Genomic DNA, 18,598 nt, shown 5'->3' on the forward strand with positions numbered 1-18,598 from the left:
CGCAATCAGAATTGCCAGCCAGTTCACGTTTAGCACGGCATTCTGTTGTGGATACTGCGAACAAGTGGATTCCATGCGATCGTCATTAGCACCCTACTGCTTTCCGTTAATCTGCTGCGCCCTGTTTGTCGCAGCACAACTGATTGCACCAAGCTATCAGCAAATGCTGTCCCTAAACCGTGTGTCGGTAGGCAACGGAGAGTGGTGGCGTCTAATCAGTGGTCACTTCATTCATATCAACTGGACCCACCTGGCCTTTAATGGTGCTGTGGTAATACTCTTTCAGGGCCTTTATCGGGGATTTTTCAGCTGGAAACACTGGCTGATACTGGTGCCGCTGCTGTGCGTTGGCGTCAGCGCAGGTATTTTGTGGCTCACCCCGTTGAAGTGGTACATGGGATTTTCCGGGGTACTCACCGGCCTGCTGGTGGCGGCGGCCATCTTGCAGTGGCGTCAGATGCCACTCATTAACGGGGTGATCCTGGTGGCCATAGGCATCAAGGTGTTTATGGAGCAGCTTGCCGGCAAAGAAGTGATCGTCTCCACCATCAGCCATGTACCTACTGCGGTGGATGCGCATTTGTATGGGGCTTTGAGTGGGTTGGTTTTGGGTGTGATTGGAATTGTGTTGCGGAGATAGCTTCGAGCTGCGGGCTACGAGCCGCGAGCTGCCCCAGCGAGATTCACCGCCGAGCGCAACGAATGAACTTAAAACTTGCCGCCAGTTGTGAGATTCTTAGCTGCGCTCAAAATGACAACCTCGCTCGATCTGCTCGCAGCCCGTAACCCGAGGCCCGCAGCTGAAATCATTTCGGCCCCATTCTGATCGCTCCATCCAAACGAATAGTCTCACCGTTTAAATAAGCATTTTCCGCAATATGCACCACCAGTGCGGCAAAATCTTCGCCGGGCAACCCGAGGCGCTTGGGGAATTGAATATTGGCGACTAAAGCGTCCTGCACTTTTTCCGGCATTGCCTTGATCATGGGGGTACCCATAATGCCCGGTGCAATAGCCATCACTCGAATACCCAGGGGCGCCAGATCGCGGGCCATGGGCAGGGTCAGCCCAACAATGCCGCCCTTGCTGGCAGCGTAGGCGGTCTGGCCAATCTGGCCCTCGTAGGCGGCCACCGATGCGGTATTGATGATCACACCGCGCTCGCCTGCTTCGCCGCTGGGTTCGTTTTTAGCCATAGCTGCCGCTGCCACGCGGGCCACATTAAAGCTGCCCACCAGATTAATATTGATGGCGGCAGAAAACCCGGAGAGTGGCATGGGCTCGCCATCGCGACTGAGCGTGCGCGCCGCCGGGCAAATACCCGCACAGTTCACACACAGGTGCACCCCACCAAAGTGGTTGAGCACTGCATCAACGGCTTGCTCAACAGATTGGTCGCTGGTGACATCCACCGCAAAAAAGGCGGCCTTATCGGTGCCAATTTCCGCCACCGCTTGCTGCCCCTGTTCGTCGTTCAGATCAAAAATGGCCACCTTGGCGCCCTGCTGTGCCAACATCTCTGCAGTGGCCCGACCCAAACCAGAGGCACCGCCAGTAACAATGGCGACTTTGTTTTTAATATCCATCAGCTCGATCCTTTAACTCAGCTCTCTGGCTTCTTTCAATAACTCACGGGCAATCACCAGGCGTTGAATTTCGCTGGTGCCCTCGTAAATAGTGGTTATGCGGTTGTCGCGCGCCATACGCTCCAGCGGGTACTCTTTGACGTAGCCACCACCGCCCAGCATTTGCAGTGCGGTATAGCAAGCATCGTTACCCTTTTCACTGGCGAACAGTTTTGCCATGGAAGCCTGCTTAGAGAACGTCAGGCCGCGTTGTTTGAATTCTGCAGCCTGCATCAGCAGCAGGCGCGCTGCTTCCAGCTCGGTGTAGCGATCCGCCAGCATCCACTGCAAGCCCTGGAAGTTGGACAGTGCCTGGCCAAACTGGTAGCGCTGCAACAAGTGCTGGCGGGCGTAATCCAGTGCCGCCTGCCCCACCCCCAGTGCCAGCGAGCCAATACCGATACGACCACCGGCCAGCTCGGCAACGGCGATGCGAAAGCCATCGTTTTCTTCGCCCATTAAGGCAGAAGCGGGTATTCGACAATCTTCAAACAACACCTCATTGGTCACCGATGCCTTCTGGCCCATCTTTTCTTCGGCGCGGCCAATTTTCAGCCCCGGCGCGCCCTCTTCCACCAAGAAACAGGAGATACCCTTACCCTTGGCAGCATTGTTATCAGTCACCGCCCACACCACAAACACGCCAGCATATTCGGCGCTGGTGATGTAAATCTTGCTGCCATTAATCACCCACTCATCACCATCACGCACAGCGCGGGTGCGCATACCCGCCGGGTCGGAACCGGCGCCGGCTTCGGTCAGACAAAAGGCTCCCGCGCGAAATTCACCGCTGCACAGTTTGGGCAGATAGTGTTGTTTCTGCTCTTCATTGCCGATGGTTTGAATAACCTCCGCCACCATATTAGTGACCGACACGGTAACCGCTGTGGAGGCGCATCCCCTCGCCAGTTCGGTAATAGCCACACTGAACGCCACTGCACCGGCGTCCACGCCACCATATTCCGGGCGGATATTGAGCCCCATAAAACCCAACTCAGACAGTTGCCTGAGCACGCCCAAAAACAACTCGCGATCACCGCATTCATCCAGACGCGCCGCGACAGGCGCCAGCTCGTTGTCAGCAAACTGGCGCGCCATATCGCGAATCATCTGCTGCTCATCAGTCAGTGCAAAGTCCAACGTTTGATTCTCCCCTGTGGTAACTAACAGATAGTATCGAGTGTGAGGTTAAACACGGAATGGCTAAACAGATAGAAAAATTTACCATTTTTTGCCAAAAATATTGAAATTAATCGCTTTTAAAGGTAAAAAAGCCAAAAAAGAAGTCATTTATTACCAAAACCAGATGATCGCAAGGTAGATCTAGCCCTATGGCCACCATCGGCATCCATTATGTCAACGCTGCCCTGCAAGGCGCCCGCAAGCAAGGCCTAAGCTGTCAAGAGTTGCTGCTGGCTGCAGACATTCAACCAGCGCTTCTTGAAGAACCAGATTCAAGGGTTCACGCCGACCAGATGACCAAACTGGTGCAGCTGATCTGGCAACGGATGGGCGATGAATTTATGGGTTTTGTGGAGCCCCGTTGCAAAAATGGCACCTTCGCGTTGATGGCGGATACCGTCAGCCACTGCCACAACCTCGATGGTCTGCTGCGCAAAGGCATTCACTTTTACAACCTGTTTACTGACGGCATTGCCATGAGCATAGAGTGCCATGGTGAGCTGGCTGAAGTGACCATCAATTTCACTGCCCCACAACTGGACAGCCAGCAATTTTATCGAGAATTCTGGTTAGTGATCTGGCACCGCTTCCCCAGTTGGTACATTGGCGAGAGCATTCACTTGAGTTCGGTTGAGCTGGATTACCCAGCCCCCGAATACGAAGCGGAATTGCGGCATATATTCCCCTGCCAACTGCACTTTTGCCAACCGGCCTGCAAACTGGTGTTCCAGCGCAGTTACCTGGACAAGCCACTGGTTCGCTCCCCTTTGGAACTGGAACAATTTTTAACCAACTCACCCGCCGACCTGATGACCATACCCGGTGAAGATCACAGCCTGTCCGCCCAAATTCAGCGCATGATTGTCAAAGACACTAACGACGGCTTGCTGTTTCCCAAAATAGACGTGCTCGCGCGGATGCTCAAGATCAGCCCGCAAACGCTACACCGCCGGCTTATCGCCGACGGCACCAGTTACCAGCAAATCAAAAACCACATCCGCCGGGATGTGGCCATCAGCAAATTGGTTAAAGAACAGTGTTCTGTAGAAGAAGTATCACGCATCGCTGGATTTTCAGAACCCAGCTCGTTTACTCGTGCCTTCAAACAATGGACAGGCATGTCGCCACGAGACTATCGCAGCAGGGATTAAAACAGCTACGGGCCTCGGGCTGTGAGCAGCGAGCTGTCCGATGGAAATCATTACAAATAATGCGACCAACTCAAATCTCGCTCGATCTGCTCGTAGCCAGAAGCTCGAGGCACGCAGCTACTACCCCACCGGCAATCGCTTGCTTATAATCCAATCTTTCCGATAACTCACGGCAGCACACCTATGGAAAATCAACCCGGCGTTATTTTGATTGGCATGCCAGGAGCTGGCAAAAGCACATTAGGGGTTCAGTTGGCCAAAGAACTCGGTTTTGATTTTGTCGACACCGATGTCTCCATCCAGGTACACACTGGGCAAACGCTGCAAGACATTATTGACTCCAGCGACTACCTGAATTTACGACGCATTGAAGAAGCCGTGCTACTGAAAACTGACTGCCACGACATGGTGGTGGCCACCGGTGGCAGCGCAGTGTACAGCGACCCGGGTATGAACCACCTGAAACAGCAGGGAACGGTGGTATTTTTGGATACACCGCTTGAGGAGTTACGCCGCCGCATTCACAACTACGACTCCCGAGGCATCGCCCGCCGCCCGGATCAAACTCTGGAAGATGTGTTTGCCGAACGCCAGGCGCTCTATGAAAAATACGCAGATATTACGGTGCTATGCGACGGCCTCGACCAACACCAAGCGCTGGAAAGTATTACCAAACAGCTAGCAGCCCGTAGCTCGTAGCTCGTAGCTCGTAGCTCGCGGCTTTACTTGAGCCCCAACACATCCTGCATATCAAACAAACCGCTGGGCTTGTCGGACATCCACAGCGCAGCGCGCACTGCACCGCGGGCAAAGGCCTGTCGGCTCTGGGCTTTGTGGGTAATCTCTACCCGCTCACCATCGGCGCAAAACATTACGGTGTGATCGCCAACAATATCCCCGGCGCGCACGGTGGCAAAGCCAATGGTGTCGCGATCGCGAACACCGGTCTGTCCTTCCCGGCCATAAACCGCCACCTGCCGTAAATCACGACCCAAAGTATCGGCCACCACTTCGCCCATACTCAGTGCAGTGCCAGATGGTGCATCCACTTTATGGCGGTGGTGGGCTTCGACAATTTCGATATCGGAATCATCACCCAGCACTTTTGCGGCCATTTCCAAAAGCTTAAAGCAAAGGTTCACCCCAGTACTGAAATTGGAGGCGACGCAGAGGCCGGTTTTTGCAGACGCTTCGGCAAGCTCAGCTTTTTGCGTATCGTTGAAACCTGTAGTGCCAATGACTATTGGCTTATTTGCATCTGCACAAACGCGGGCATTTGCCAGTGTGAGCTCAATGGTGGTGAAATCGATCAACACATCGAACTGACTCAACACATCAGAAAGATCGCCAGTTAAGGGCACACCCAACTTGCCAACACCGGCTAACTCACCGGCATCAGCCCCCAGCAAACTGCTGTCCGGGCGTACCACAGCTACACCCAGCTCCACATTGGGCATGGCGGCCACCGCTTCAATCAGGGCTTTGCCCATACGGCCAGCGGCACCGGTCACTGCAATTTTTACCATTGCTTAACTCTCTGTATTAGTTCTCTGTATTAATCGACCCACAAAGTGTAGGGGCTGGCAGAAAAACGGCAAGTTATTTACGAACTCCACGGCCAAATTTACTTTCGTAATCAGAGCCATCTTTAGTGCCCTCAAACTCAATATTGAACGCCACCTCTTCGCCCACCATAGGTGCGTAGGCATCCATCCCCCACTCCGTACGATTCAGCTTGCCAGTGGCCGAAAAGCCAATGGCGTCAGATTGGTAGATAGGGTGTTTACCTATTTTATTGATCACAACGTATAAGCTAACTGGTTTGGTTACTCCTAATAAAGTTAGATTACCTGTCACATTCAGCTGCTTATCATCAATAACCTGTACCGATGTACTCTTAAAGGTCATCTCAGGGAATTTACTCACGTTGAAAAAATCCCCTCGTTTCATATGATCCGTTTTGGGGCCGTGGCCAACATCCACACTACCGGTATAAATAGTGGCAGATACCCCGGATTTGGAGAGGTCGTGAGGATCATAAACCAACTCACTTTCCACATTGGTAAAACGCCCGTAAGTGGTGGAGAAGCCAAGGTGATTCACTTTAAAAATCACTTCGGTGTGGGAGTTGTCACCAACATACCGATCGGCAGCAAGTACGGTGTTGGAAAAAACCACTATGGTAATAAACAGCAGGTGTTTCATGATGTGCTCTCCGAATCTGAGCGCCGATACTCACCAGGGCTGACACCCAGTATGCGCTTAAACGCTTTGCTGAAAGAAGCCACGGTTTCGTAGCCCACCAGATTAGCGATCTGTTCCAAGTTGTGATTGGACTCCAGCAATAAACGCTGTGCATTTTGCATACGCCAATGGGCAACGTACTGCATAGGCGAAACATTCAAAAAGCGTTTGAACTTGTCGGAAAATAACGATTTAGACATACCCGCCAGCTCTGCCATTCGATCAATGCTCCAATCGCCACAATAGTGACTGTGAAAAGCAGTCAGGGACTTGGACAACTGCTTATCATTCAACGCTGCCACAAACCCTGTATCTATTTGGTGGGTGGCACTCCAGTGTTTGACGGATTGAATAAAGACGATTTCAGAGAGGCGCTTGAGAATAGCCTCACTACCCAACTGACCTTCAGTAGCCACATGCTCCATAAATCGCAGCGAGTCTTTTAGCCAGCTGTATTCGCTGCTGTTGTTCTCGTTGATCACAATGTACGTTGGCAGATTTTGAATCAAAGGATGGCTGTACACCTGGCTAAATTCAAAATGACCACACACCAGCCGGGTACTGGCAACCGGATCCGGCTCCCCCAACAGCAATTTACCACCGCCATCGTATTGGGCTGCCGCCAATACATCGTCGAGCATCATCGGTTCTGCATCGGCTTCGTAACTCATAATATGGGCGCAGCCGTGAGGCACAATGATCATTTCACCGTCCCGCAATAGCATGGGTTGCTCAACCCCTTCAATGCGCACCCAACACGTCCCCTGAGTGACATAGTGAAATCTGGCCACATTTTTATAAGTGGGAATTGCAATGCTCCAAGGTGGGCTATACACCGTGGAAAAGTAGAACGCCGAGCCAAAATGCAGGGTGTCGAGCACGTTCGTCAATGTATCCATGTATCTCACAACTCTGGACGATTGGACAAAAATTATGGACTAAAAGGCATTGTTAGCCAGTTTTAGCCACCATATATTACGCAACAGCAAAATGCTACTTCATTCACTTATGACGAGGAAAACACCATGAAATCATTGAAAGGCTTTTTGGCAGCCGCACTCGGTGCTGCCGCTCTATTGTTTGGCTCTGTAGCCTCTGCAGATTCTGTATCAGTCAACACCGTTGGCGCTGGTGGTTACGATCTGGTGTCTTACCAAAATGGTAAAAAGCCTATTCCAGGTAACGGCCACTTCACCGCAACAGTGAACGGCGTAACTTACCTGTTTGACAACAAAAGTAACTTGAAAACCTTTAACAAAAACCCTGACAAGTACCTGCCACAATACGGCGGTTACTGTGCATTTGGTGCAGCGGTTGGCAAAAAATTCGCTGGCGACCCAACTGTATGGGAAGTCGTTGATGGCAAGTTGTACTTGAACCTGGACAACCGCATTAAAGCCGACTGGTCAAAAGACATTCCAGGCTATATCGCCAAAGCCGATAAGAACTGGAAAAAAATCAAGAATGTACCTGCTTCTGAGCTGTAATTAAGCAAAAAGCTGCATTCACAAAAAATGCCAACATAGGAATATGTTGGCATTTTTTATTGTAGTGAAATGCAGTTTTAATTCCCGAAAAACTGCTTTACACCATCAAACCATGAGGTTTTGCGAGGCGAGTGTTTGCCATCAGAGCAAGTGGTGTGTAGCTGCCGCAATAAATCTTTTTGCTCATCACTGAGGTTAATTGGCGTTTCCACCACCACCCTGCACAACAGGTCACCAGTACCGCCGCCGCGAACCGGAGCAACCCCTTTGCCGCGAATACGAAACAATTTACCGGTTTGAGTTTCGGTGGGAATTTTCAGTTTCACCCGACCATCCAGGGTGGGCACTTCCAACTCACCACCAAGAGCGGCATCCGTAAAGCTGATAGGGACTTCACAGTAGAGGTTGCGGCCATCACGATGGAAAATATCGTGCTCACGCACCGACACCTGCACATACAGGTCGCCGTTGGGGCCACCTTCTGGCCCGGCTTCTCCTTCACCACTGAGGCGAATGCGATCACCGTTATCAACACCGGCGGGAATGTTCACCGACAAAGTTTTATGCTCTTCCACACGGCCCTGGCCATGACAACTGGTGCACGGATCTTTAATGATTGTGCCGCGGCCACGACACTTGGGACAAGGTTGCTGCACCGCAAAAAAGCCCTGCTGCATGCGCACCTGGCCACTGCCGCTACAGGTATCACAGGTAACGGGCGAGGTGCCCTTTTTGGCACCACTACCGTCACAAGTTTTACAGGAAACCAGTGTAGGGATGCGAATTTTTTTGGCGACGCCTTTTACCGCTTCCTCAAGGTCCAGCTCCATGGTGTAGCTGAGGTCAGCACCGCGACGAGGGCCACCACGGCTGCGGCCGCCACCACCGCCAAAAATATCGCCGAACACATCGCCAAAAATATCGCTGAAGTTACCACCGCCAAAGCCTCCGCCGCCGAAGCCACCCTGGCTGTCAACACCGGCGTGGCCATACTGATCATAGGCAGCGCGTTTTTCACTGTCGGAAAGCACTTCGTAGGCCTCACTGGCCTCCTTAAACTTTTCCTCAGACTCTTTATTGTCCGGATTGCGGTCCGGGTGATGCTTCATAGCCACTCGACGGTAAGCTTTTTTCAGCTCCGCTTCCGAGGCGTTTTTGGCCACACCCAGCACTTCGTAGTAATCGCGTTTTGACATGTTTTTATTTCAGCGTTTTTTGTAATCGGTTTGACGACAGTTCGTGTTTTATTTTAAAGATACGAGCTTTAAAGCCTATCAGTTAGAACGCACAAGCGCGGGCAATGCCCGCGCTGCGTCTAACGTTCAGTTTCGAACGCCTAACAAAATAAAGCTGCGCTTTATTTCTGCTCGTCCTTAACTTCTTCAAACTCCGCATCCACCACGTCGTCGGCAGCGGGCTGTTCAGCAGCTCCTTCAGCGCCACCGGCAGCCTGAGACTGCTCACCCCCGGCTTGGGCTTGCTCGGCGTACATCTTTTGCGCCAGAGATGCAGAGGCTTCAGAAAGTTTTTTGGCCGCTTCGTCCATTTTTTCCTTGTCGTCGCCTTTGACCGCTTCTTCCACTTCCGCAATGGCAGCTTCGATAGAAGCTTTCTCTTCGTCGCTGGCTTTGTCGCCGGCTTCTTCGAGAGTTTTCTTGGCGGCGTGCGCCAGACCATCAGCGTTGTTGCGTGCCTGTACCAGTTCTTCGAACTTGGCATCGTCGGCGGCATTAGCCTCGGCGTCACGTACCATTTGCTCCACTTCGTCGTCAGACAAACCGGAGTTGGCTTTAATCACAATGGACTGTTCTTTACCGGTGGCTTTGTCCGCCGCGTGTACATTCAAAATACCGTTGGCATCGATATCGAAAGTCACTTCAATTTGAGGCATACCGCGGGGCGCAGGGGGAATGTCAGCCAAGTCAAAGCGACCCAAAGATTTGTTGCCAGCAGCCTGTTTGCGCTCACCTTGTACCACGTGAATGGTTACCGCAGTCTGGTTGTCATCAGCGGTGGAGAAGATTTGCGATTTCTTGGTGGGAATCGTGGTGTTCTTCTCGATCAGAGGGGTGGCAACGCCGCCCATGGTTTCGATACCCAAGGTCAACGGGGTTACGTCCAGCAACAGTACGTCTTTCACGTCACCAGCCAGTACCGCGCCCTGAATGGCAGCACCCATGGCAACCGCTTCATCCGGGTTGACGTCTTTGCGGGGCTCTTTGCCAAAGAACTCAGACACTTTCTCCTGCACCATAGGCATGCGGGTTTGACCGCCCACCAAAATCACGTCGTTGATTTCAGAGGCTGACAAGCCAGCGTCTTGCAGGGCAATGCGGCAAGGCTCCAGAGAGCGGGTCACCAGCTCTTCCACCAGAGACTCCAGCTTGGCGCGAGTCAGTTTTACCACCAAGTGTTTGGGGCCAGTGGCATCGGCGGTGATGTAGGGCAGATTCACCTCGGTTTGCTGAGCGGAAGACAGCTCAATCTTGGCTTTCTCTGCAGCCTCCTTCAGGCGCTGGAGAGCCAGCGGATCATTGTGCAGGTCGATGCTGCTCTCTTTTTTGAACTCGTCCGCCAGGTATTCGATCAGGCGCAGGTCAAAATCTTCACCACCCAGGAAGGTATCGCCGTTGGTGGCCAGTACTTCAAACTGGTGCTCGCCGTCCACGTCGGCAATCTCAATGATGGACACGTCGAAAGTACCACCACCCAGGTCGTATACCGCAATCACACGGTCGCCGGGAGTTTTGTCCATACCGTAGGCCAGGGCCGCAGCGGTGGGCTCGTTGATGATACGTTTCACGTCCAGGCCGGCGATGCGGCCGGCGTCTTTGGTGGCCTGACGCTGAGAGTCGTTGAAGTAAGCGGGAACGGTAATGACCGCTTCGCTGACGGTTTCGCCCAGGTAATCCTCGGCGGTTTTCTTCATCTTTTTCAGTACTTCGGCGGAAATCTGCGGGGCAGCTTTTTTGTCGCCTTTGATTTCAACCCAAGCGTCGCCGTTATCAGCTTTGACGATTTTGTAAGGCACCATTTTGATGTCTTTTTGCACCACATCGTCGTCGAAGCGACGACCGATCAAGCGTTTCACAGCAAACAGGGTGTTGTCCGGGTTGGTTACTGCCTGACGCTTGGCAGACTGACCCACCAGCACTTCACCCTCATCGTTATAGGCAACGATAGACGGCGTGGTGCGCGCGCCTTCGGCGTTTTCAATCACTTTGGCCTTGTCACCTTCCAGTACCGCCACACAAGAGTTGGTTGTACCCAGGTCAATACCGATAATTTTTCCCATTGCTGTTTCTCCGGTTCTTCTAATGGGGCATGAGCCCCGCAATCAATTTCGTTGATCTCTATATGGGGCTTGAAAAACCCCTTTCAAGTCTGTGGTTATGCCGTCGTTTCAATTTTTTACGACAACCACCATCGCCGGGCGCACCAGACGACCGTTGAGGGTGTATCCCTTCTGGAACACTTCCATCACCGTGTTGTTCTCCATATCCGGATTGGGCACCATGCTCATGGCTTGATGCAGCTCTGGATCGAATGGCTCACCCTCTGGAGCAACTTGCTCTACCTGGAAGCGTTTGAGCACATCCAGGAAACTTTTCAGGGTCAGTTCGATACCCTCGTCGCCCTCTTCAAACGCTGCCAGAGCGCGCTCCAGGTTATCCACCACCGGCAATAATTCGCCGACAAATTTCTCCAAGGCAAACTTGTGAGCATTGGATACGTCACGCTCGGTGCGGCGGCGCAGATTCTGCATCTCCGCCTGGGCACGCAATACCTCTTCTCGCGCCTTGTCCAACTGCTCTTGCAGAGGGTTGCTGTCGTCAAGCTCAACGTCGTTGTCTGTGCAATCTACGGTTTCTGTTTGCATTTCTTCGTTAGTGCTTTCTTCAACAGCCTCTTTGGACTGCTCTTTTTGTTCGCTGGACACGTAAAATCTCCATGCAGTGACTGAATTATTGATGCTGGTCTATATGGGGATAAGATTTGCGGATTCAACCCCTTTTTCAGCGGCGGGGGAGCTGGGGCTGATCGCAGTTGCCCCGTATGCTATTCGCGGCCCGTAGCGCGTTGCCCGATGCTTTGTTTTCCAGTTATGATCTTGCCAGTTAAATCACCTGTCGGGCCCCCTGTGCTGCTCTCCTTAAACATCAAAAATTTCACCTTGGTGGAATCCTTGGAAGTCGACTTCGACACCGGCATGACCGCCATTACTGGTGAGACAGGAGCTGGCAAATCATTGACCTTGGATGCCCTGGCGATGGCCATTGGCGGGCGGGCCGATAGCGACCGCATCCGCCACGGTGCCAAGCGAGCTGAAGTCAGTGCTCTGTTTGACCTCAGCAGCATTAATCCAGCCAACCAATGGTTGCACGACAACGACTTTGACAGTGACGACAACAGCTGCCTGTTACGGCGTATTTTTACCCGCGAGGGACGCTCCAAGGGTTATATCAACGGCCAGCTTGCCACCATGCAACAATTACAGCAGCTGGGAGAACAACTGGTGGATATTCACAGCCAGCACCAGCATCAATCACTGTTGCGCCGGGAGACCTATCGTATCTTGGTAGACGACCACGGTGGCCATCAGACACTGACTCAGGAAGTTGCTCAGCGCTTTCATCAGTGGCGCGACACCCAAGATCGCCTCGACCTGCTGTCCCAGCAAAGCCATGAGCTGGACGCTCGCCGGGACTTGCTGAGTTTCCAGACAGAAGAAATGAATCAGCTGGCTCTGGCGGATGGCGAATTGCAACAGCTGGAAAACAAGCAGACTCTGCTGGCCAATGCAGAAACCCTGCTGAGTGACAGCCACCAACTGTTGGCCCTATGCAGCGACGATGACAATTTTAACTTGCTGCACGGCCTCAACCAGGCCTGCAGCCTTATCAGCCGTTTCCCCGAAAGTAGCCCAATTATCGCTGAAGTAGAGGAAATGCTGACCAGTGCCCGTATCCAGGTAGAGGAGGCTAGCACCAGCTTGCGCCAATACGCCAACGGCATTGAGTTGAATCCACAACAATTGGCGGATATTGAACAGCGGCTCAGTGATATTTATCAACTGGCGCGCAAGCACCGGGTAGATGCGGAGCAGCTGCCCGACTTACAGCAGCAACTGCAGCAGGAATTGGATCAGCTTTGCGGCGGCGAACAAAATCTGGAGCAGCTAACAGCGCTGGCGCAACAGCAGCAGCAAGAGTACTTCGAGTGCGCAAGGCAACTGTCAGAAAAACGCCATCAAGCGGCACAAAGCCTGGCCAGTGCCGTCAACAACCACTTGCCAGAACTGGCTATGCCAGGGGCAGCATTCACGATTGAGTTGACTCCCCTCGCAGATCACAAAGTCGGCGCCCATGGTCTGGAAACCATAGAATTTCTGATTGCCACTAATCCAGGTCAGCCACCGAAACCGCTGGCGAAAGTGGCATCCGGTGGCGAGCTGTCACGAATTAGCTTGGCGATTCAAGTAGTGGCCGCTCAACACAGTACGACCCCCACTCTGGTATTTGATGAAGTGGATGTGGGCATTGGCGGTGGCACCGCGGATGTGGTGGGCAAATTGCTCAGACTGTTGGGCAACAACACTCAGGTCATTTGTGTCACTCACCAACCTCAGGTCGCCAGCCGCGCCCACCACCACTTGCAAGTCAGCAAATCCAGTGACGGCGAATCCACCCAAACCGCCCTCAACTCACTGACCGCAGCAGAGCGTATAGACGAAGTGGCACGTATGCTGGGCGGCGCCAAAATTACCCAACAAACCCGTACTCATGCCCAGGAGATGCTTGAACTGGCCGCTGAATAAGCTTCGACCCAACACCAAAAGTACGGATACACAATCCAATGAAACAAACTGCCCTGAAAATTTCCCGCTGCAACAACCTGCCGGTTTCTCTGCGTCGCAAAATTGCCAGCTGGTTTATCAAGCGCGACGGCTCCCAATTTGCCTTTGATTGCAACGGAGTGAATTATGAGGGCCACCTGGACAATTACGTCGAATGGGTAGCCTATGTCACCGGCCAGTTTTACGAGTACACCTACATCAATTTGATAAAACAGCTGGTCAACGGCGGTACTGCGCTGGATGTGGGTGCCAACATAGGCAACCATTCCCTGGCATTCTCCCAATTTTTTGATCGGGTTTACTCAGTAGAGCCCTACCCGCCGGTATTCGAGCGGCTAACCAAAAAAACACGGGTCGCTGACAACATCCATCCCTTCGCTGTGGGCTTGAGCGACATCAGTGGCCAGTTGCAGTTTGACACCCCGAAAAACCTGAACTGGGGTGCTGGAAAAATATCAACATCCGGGGATATTACGGTTGATGTGCTGGTAGGCGATCAGTTTGTTCGGGACAACATTGAGGGAACGATCAATTTCATCAAGGTTGACGTTGAGGGTCACGAGCCCAAAGTATTGGCAGGCCTGCAGCAAACCATAGAACAACACCGACCCGTGGTGATGTTCGAGGTCAATCGGGATTACCTGAGAAATGGCCGTAAGGGCCTCAATGAACTGTTTCAGCTATTCCCGGGCGACTATCAATTCGCCTCACTGAGTGGACAAAGCTCCTTCCCAGTCCAGCGAAGGGTAGCCAAAGCAAAACCGCTGCAACGGGGCAGCGGTTTTGGGAGAATTACCTATGTTATTGCCTACGGCTCGGAAAGGGGCCTGAGGTTCGACTAAAGTCGGAAGCCCTACGATTTGGGTTTCACGTACAGCACCAGGCTGTGGTCCACCAGTTCATAGCCTTTTTCTGCGGCTATCTTTTCTTGCAGCGCCTCAATTTCGTCGTTGTGAAACTCGATCACCTGGCCAGTTTCTGTGCACACCATATGGTCATGGTGTTCACCGGAATCCATTTCGTAAACGGCAGGGCCATTATCAAAGTTGTGGCGAATCACCAAACCAGCGGTTTCAAACTGGGTCAACACTCGATAAACAGTAGCAATACCCACATCGTCTCCCGCATCCGATAGCGCCCGATAAACATCTTCAGCACTCATATGGCGGGTTTCTGCATTCTCCAGAATCTGCATGATTTTCAGGCGCGGCAAGGTGACCTTTAAACCAACTTTGCGCAGTTCCTGATTTTCGTTCGGCATTGGGTTACCCCCTTCTCAGCGATTTCGCGAACAGGTATTATCCCTGCTCGCTTTTAATTCTGGAACCCCAAAATGCCCCGTTGTGCAAAATTCCCCCTGATTATCCTGCTCGTCTCTGTCATTGCAGGCTGCAAAAACTTTGCTTTCCCCGGGGTTCACAAAATCGTAATTGAGCAGGGCAATATCATTACCCAGGATATGGTTGATCAGTTACAACCGGGTCTGACTCGGGAACAGGTGCGCTTTATTCTCGGCACTCCACTGGTTGCAGACACCTTCACAAGCAACCGTTGGGATTACCTGTACAGTCTGGATCGACGCAAAGGCAGCAAAGAAACCAGCCGCCTCAGCGTGTTTTTTGAGGGAGACTCCCTGGTGCGCTTCAGCGGCGACTTTATCCCTACCCCCAAAACCCTCGACGACGCGTCCTCTCAGAAACCAGCAGTTACTGAACCCTGAGTCACAGTTACTGCTGCTGCCGCATTTTCTCTGCACGACGACGGCGAACCTCTTTGGGGTCAGCGGTCAGCGGCCGGTAAATTTCCACACGATCACGGGGTTGCAGCTCATACTCCACCGCCGGCTTTAAACCTTTAGTCCCCAAAGCCTGACCAAAAACCCCCATTTTGGCCGTATCGACATCAATATCGGGAAACAGCTCCAAAATGCCCGATGCCCGAACCGCTTCAACCGCCGTAGTACCCTGCTCCACCTGAAATTCAATGATTTTCTGACGTTCGGGCAAGGCGTAAGCCACTTCTACTGTGATCAAGCTCATTGTGACTGCCCTTTGTACACTTCATCACTGCGCTGACACAACGCGGCCACCAGGTTATTCGCTACCTGAGAAAACAATTTGGAGGCAGCAAAGGCGATAGCGCCATTTTTAAATTCAAAACCCAGCTCCAGGCTGACTTTACAGGCACCATCATTCAATGGGGAAAATTCCCAGACACCATCCAGAGCGGTAAACGGCCCCTCCTCCAGATTCATCACAATGCGCCGTGGGCGTTGCAATTGGTTACGAGTGGTAAAGCGCTGCTCCACACCGGCTTTGCGAAGGGTTAGCTGAGCAACCATCTCACTATTGGTGCTGCTCAATACTTTGGCGGCCACGCAACCATCCATAAATTGTGGGTACGCTGACACATCATTGACCAAATCAAACATGGCTTCTGCGGAATGCATCACCAAGGCACTGCGCTCTATGGTTGTGCCCATATTAAGGACCTTCAGTTGATCAAATGACGATAAATACTGTGGCCGAGCATAATAATCATCAGAATGGGCAAAACATAGCGCAACAGACCATACCAGATAGAAAACAGGATTCGAGGCTCATCAAACAAGGCTTCTCGCAACACATTACGCGGCAAACGCCAGCCTACAAACAACGTCACAAGCAAACCCACCAGAGGCAGCAGGTAGCCACATAGCTGCTCAACAATGCCGTAACCACCTCTATCCAGTGTGTAAAAACTGGTGGGCATAAGTCCCAAACAGATCAGCCCCACCAACAAAGACGCAAAAAAGCGGTTGCAGCGGGTAGATTCCACCAACCAGGCAATCGCCGGCTCCAACAGCGCAATGGCACTGCCCCAACAAGCCAGTGCGATAAACAGGAAAAACAGACCACCCAGAAACAATCCGTAAGCGGTGTTCGAAAAGCTGATGGGCAACGCCACAAAAAGCATGTTCAAGCCATCCATGGACTGCCCCTCCATCACTGCACGAGCGGGTTCTGCAAGCACCGTCGCATGTATGGTCAAAGCAACCGTATAAGCAAACAGCCCCACCACCAACACCACCAGCAACGTACTTTTGGCCAATCGGGAACGTTCTGGCAAATAAGCGCCAAAGGCAGATGCAGCACCCACTCCCAACGCACAAGTGAGCAAAGCCATTGACAACGCCGTTGCAGCACTGGCCAGCCACTGCCCAGTGGCCAGGGAAACATGAGGCAAGTCAAACAAGTGGTAATAACCAGCCAACCAGTTACCGTTTACCACACTCAATACCGCCGCCAACACCAGCAGCCAAATCAACAATGCCACCAAGTGGCGCAACACACGGCCAATACGGCGCACGCCCCCCATGGACACCATAGCAACCAACAGCAAAAACAGGCCACAGCGAAGCAGCGCCTGCTGGGGCTGTTCGCGAACTTCATTAAAATGCTCAATAGCAAATCGGAGGTTTTGGCCCTGCATCACGCCACTGGTCATATCCCAGAAATAATCCCCGGCCCATATTGCCAGCAGTGCAAACCAGGAGACCATCAATACGCCGGACAGAGTTGCCACCACACCAATGGCTCGCCAAGCCGGAGATAGCTGCGACTCCATCACCAAGTAGCGCATGGTATTAACCGGGCTTTGCCTCCCCCTGCGACCGAGAACAGATTCGGCCAGCAGCAAAGGCCAGGCGAGCAAAACCAGAAACAGTGCATAAAACAGCGTCACCAAGCTGGCATCACTGCCGGAGACCGCAGCGGGGAAGTACCACAATGCACCAAGGCCAGCACTGGCGCACACCGTGGCACCAATAAAATACCAAGGGCCCTGCCATACACCGTGGAGGTATTTGTTGCGCTCAACCATAAATAGCTGTTCCGTTATGTATCAGGGATTGTAACGGGTATCTCGCTAACGGCACAGGCATAGCATCTTGGCACTCAGTCCGTATAATCCCGCCATGGCAAAGAAAGCGACCAAAAAACCTCAAAATACCGGCGGCACCATTGCATTAAACAAGCGTGCTCGCCACGACTACCACCTCACTGATAAGTTTGAAGCGGGTATTTCTCTGCTAGGGTGGGAGGTGAAAAGCATGCGTGCGGGCAAAGTACAGCTCACCGATACCTACGTACTGCTGCAAAATGGCGAAGCCTGGCTGATCGGTGCCAACGTTACACCTCTGCAATCCACTTCTACCCACTACGTGACCGAGCCGGACCGCACCCGCAAGCTACTGCTCAATCGCCGCGAGCTGGCAAAGATCTTTCAGGCTGTTCAACAAAAAGGCTACACCTGTGTGGCCACAGCCCTGTACTGGAAAAAGCACCTGGTGAAATGCGAAATTGCCCTCGCCAAAGGCAAGGCAGACCACGATAAACGGGAAACCGAAAAGCGCCGGGACTGGGATCGGGAAAAGCAGCGTTTGCTGCGTGATCGCTGACTTCTGTCCCGTTGACAAAAGTTTACTTTCAACCCTTTGGAACTTTTTGCCGCTATATCCGTCCTAGGTGCACTTATTAATGGAGCACTGACTATGAAACGTTTTATTGCCGTACTGGCATTGCTGACTCTTTCCTTTGGCGCATTTGCCAAAGACCCAGAGGTATACTCTCACAAGAAAAAAGGCGCTATCAAGGGTGCTGACCCAGTAGCTTACTTTTCTCTTGAAGAAGGCGCTGACGCGGTATTTGGTTCCCAAGACATCACTGCTCAGTGGAACGGCGCTACCTGGCACTTTGCCAACGAAGAGAACAAGCAAACCTTTTTGTCCAACCCGGAGAAGTACGCCCCTCAGTATGGCGGTTACTGCGCATTTGCGGTATCACACAACTTCACCAAGCCCACTAATCCACACGCCTGGAAGATCGTTGATGGCAAGCTGTACCTCAACCTGAGCAAAGGCGTTCAGAAAAAGTGGAAAAAGGATATCCCCGGAAACATCCAGCGCGCGGACACCAACTGGCCAAACGTGCTCGGCAAGTAACTTTTTATAAAGTAATACCTGCCTACCCCCAAAAGCCGCTTCCATGTGAAGCGGCTTTTTTGTTTGCGCAG

General features: G+C 52.5%; 21 protein-coding genes. 9 read left to right on the forward strand and 12 right to left on the reverse strand.

Annotated elements, in window-relative coordinates:
- Nucleotides 1-73 precede the first annotated feature (73 nt).
- Nucleotides 74-640, forward strand: a complete 567-nt coding sequence (rrtA, locus tag KFE80_06515; protein ID UTW46521.1) for a rhombosortase — start codon at nt 74-76, stop codon at nt 638-640.
- A gap of 166 nt (nt 641-806) precedes the next feature.
- Here rrtA and KFE80_06520 read toward each other — a convergent pair whose 3' ends face one another.
- Complete coding sequence (locus tag KFE80_06520; GenBank protein UTW46522.1) at nt 807-1,586, reverse strand: SDR family NAD(P)-dependent oxidoreductase; 780 nt, start codon at nt 1,584-1,586, stop codon at nt 807-809.
- A gap of 12 nt (nt 1,587-1,598) precedes the next feature.
- The gene (locus KFE80_06525) at nt 1,599-2,765 is read right to left on the reverse strand and encodes an acyl-CoA dehydrogenase family protein (protein ID UTW46523.1); all 1,167 of its coding nucleotides are present in this window, start codon (nt 2,763-2,765) and stop codon (nt 1,599-1,601) included.
- A 191-nt stretch (nt 2,766-2,956) separates the two neighbouring features.
- Here KFE80_06525 and KFE80_06530 point away from each other — a divergent pair, with 191 nt between their 5' ends.
- On the forward strand, nt 2,957-3,958 hold the full coding sequence (locus KFE80_06530; GenBank protein ID UTW46524.1) for an AraC family transcriptional regulator: 1,002 nt from the start codon (nt 2,957-2,959) through the stop codon (nt 3,956-3,958).
- Nucleotides 3,959-4,141: 183 nt separating this feature from the next.
- Entirely contained in the window at nt 4,142-4,657 is a 516-nt protein-coding gene (locus tag KFE80_06535) for a shikimate kinase (protein ID UTW46525.1), read from the forward strand.
- 23 nt (nt 4,658-4,680) lie between these two features.
- On the opposite strand, the gene dapB is transcribed toward KFE80_06535, so the two are convergent.
- The 3 genes from dapB to KFE80_06550 form a co-directional block, all read right to left on the reverse strand.
- Complete coding sequence (gene dapB, locus KFE80_06540; protein ID UTW46526.1) at nt 4,681-5,484, reverse strand: 4-hydroxy-tetrahydrodipicolinate reductase; 804 nt, start codon at nt 5,482-5,484, stop codon at nt 4,681-4,683.
- Nucleotides 5,485-5,557: 73 nt separating this feature from the next.
- The gene (locus tag KFE80_06545) at nt 5,558-6,163 is read right to left on the reverse strand and encodes a polyisoprenoid-binding protein (GenBank protein ID UTW46527.1); all 606 of its coding nucleotides are present in this window, start codon (nt 6,161-6,163) and stop codon (nt 5,558-5,560) included.
- Nucleotides 6,160-7,101, reverse strand: a complete 942-nt coding sequence (locus tag KFE80_06550) for an AraC family transcriptional regulator (protein ID UTW46528.1) — start codon at nt 7,099-7,101, stop codon at nt 6,160-6,162. Before KFE80_06550 ends, KFE80_06545 begins: the two co-directional genes overlap by 4 nt.
- Nucleotides 7,102-7,227: 126 nt before the next feature.
- Between KFE80_06550 and KFE80_06555 the strand changes: the two genes are divergently transcribed.
- Nucleotides 7,228-7,689 carry a YHS domain protein gene (locus KFE80_06555; protein ID UTW46529.1) on the forward strand — a complete coding sequence of 154 codons (462 nt, stop codon included), beginning with the start codon at nt 7,228-7,230 and terminating at the stop codon, nt 7,687-7,689.
- A gap of 77 nt (nt 7,690-7,766) precedes the next feature.
- Here the strand turns inward: KFE80_06555 and dnaJ are convergent, their stop codons facing one another.
- From dnaJ to grpE, 3 genes are all read right to left on the reverse strand, one after another.
- On the reverse strand, nt 7,767-8,885 hold the full coding sequence (gene dnaJ, locus KFE80_06560) for a molecular chaperone DnaJ (protein UTW46530.1): 1,119 nt from the start codon (nt 8,883-8,885) through the stop codon (nt 7,767-7,769).
- A 161-nt stretch (nt 8,886-9,046) separates the two neighbouring features.
- A complete protein-coding gene (gene dnaK / locus KFE80_06565) occupies nt 9,047-10,984 on the reverse strand; it encodes a molecular chaperone DnaK (protein UTW46531.1) in 1,938 nt (645 codons plus the stop codon).
- A gap of 108 nt (nt 10,985-11,092) precedes the next feature.
- The gene (gene grpE / locus KFE80_06570) at nt 11,093-11,629 is read right to left on the reverse strand and encodes a nucleotide exchange factor GrpE (protein ID UTW46532.1); all 537 of its coding nucleotides are present in this window, start codon (nt 11,627-11,629) and stop codon (nt 11,093-11,095) included.
- A 201-nt stretch (nt 11,630-11,830) separates the two neighbouring features.
- Here grpE and recN point away from each other — a divergent pair, with 201 nt between their 5' ends.
- Nucleotides 11,831-13,507, forward strand: a complete 1,677-nt coding sequence (gene recN / locus KFE80_06575) for a DNA repair protein RecN (GenBank protein ID UTW46533.1) — start codon at nt 11,831-11,833, stop codon at nt 13,505-13,507.
- 38 nt (nt 13,508-13,545) lie between these two features.
- A complete protein-coding gene (locus KFE80_06580) occupies nt 13,546-14,388 on the forward strand; it encodes an FkbM family methyltransferase (GenBank protein UTW46534.1) in 843 nt (280 codons plus the stop codon).
- Between the two features lie 11 nt (nt 14,389-14,399).
- Here the strand turns inward: KFE80_06580 and fur are convergent, their stop codons facing one another.
- The gene (fur, locus tag KFE80_06585) at nt 14,400-14,807 is read right to left on the reverse strand and encodes a ferric iron uptake transcriptional regulator (protein UTW46535.1); all 408 of its coding nucleotides are present in this window, start codon (nt 14,805-14,807) and stop codon (nt 14,400-14,402) included.
- A 72-nt stretch (nt 14,808-14,879) separates the two neighbouring features.
- Between fur and KFE80_06590 the strand changes: the two genes are divergently transcribed.
- Nucleotides 14,880-15,266, forward strand: coding sequence for an outer membrane protein assembly factor BamE (locus KFE80_06590; GenBank protein UTW46536.1), 387 nt, complete (start codon nt 14,880-14,882; stop codon nt 15,264-15,266).
- A 7-nt stretch (nt 15,267-15,273) separates the two neighbouring features.
- Here the strand turns inward: KFE80_06590 and KFE80_06595 are convergent, their stop codons facing one another.
- The 3 genes from KFE80_06595 to KFE80_06605 are packed head-to-tail and all read right to left on the reverse strand — an operon-like array spanning nt 15,274 to nt 17,407.
- Nucleotides 15,274-15,585 carry an RnfH family protein gene (locus KFE80_06595; protein UTW46537.1) on the reverse strand — a complete coding sequence of 104 codons (312 nt, stop codon included), beginning with the start codon at nt 15,583-15,585 and terminating at the stop codon, nt 15,274-15,276.
- A complete protein-coding gene (locus tag KFE80_06600; GenBank protein ID UTW46538.1) occupies nt 15,582-16,028 on the reverse strand; it encodes a type II toxin-antitoxin system RatA family toxin in 447 nt (148 codons plus the stop codon). Before KFE80_06600 ends, KFE80_06595 begins: the two co-directional genes overlap by 4 nt.
- 11 nt (nt 16,029-16,039) lie before the next feature.
- Entirely contained in the window at nt 16,040-17,407 is a 1,368-nt protein-coding gene (locus tag KFE80_06605) for a hypothetical protein (GenBank protein ID UTW46539.1), read from the reverse strand.
- A gap of 94 nt (nt 17,408-17,501) precedes the next feature.
- Between KFE80_06605 and smpB the strand changes: the two genes are divergently transcribed.
- Nucleotides 17,502-17,984 carry an SsrA-binding protein SmpB gene (gene smpB, locus KFE80_06610; protein UTW46540.1) on the forward strand — a complete coding sequence of 161 codons (483 nt, stop codon included), beginning with the start codon at nt 17,502-17,504 and terminating at the stop codon, nt 17,982-17,984.
- Between the two features lie 93 nt (nt 17,985-18,077).
- Nucleotides 18,078-18,527, forward strand: coding sequence for a hypothetical protein (locus tag KFE80_06615; GenBank protein UTW46541.1), 450 nt, complete (start codon nt 18,078-18,080; stop codon nt 18,525-18,527).
- Nucleotides 18,528-18,598 lie beyond the last annotated feature (71 nt).

It is taken from the genome of bacterium SCSIO 12696 (assembly GCA_024397955.1).
Taxonomy (GTDB): domain Bacteria; phylum Pseudomonadota; class Gammaproteobacteria; order Pseudomonadales; family Porticoccaceae; genus SCSIO-12696.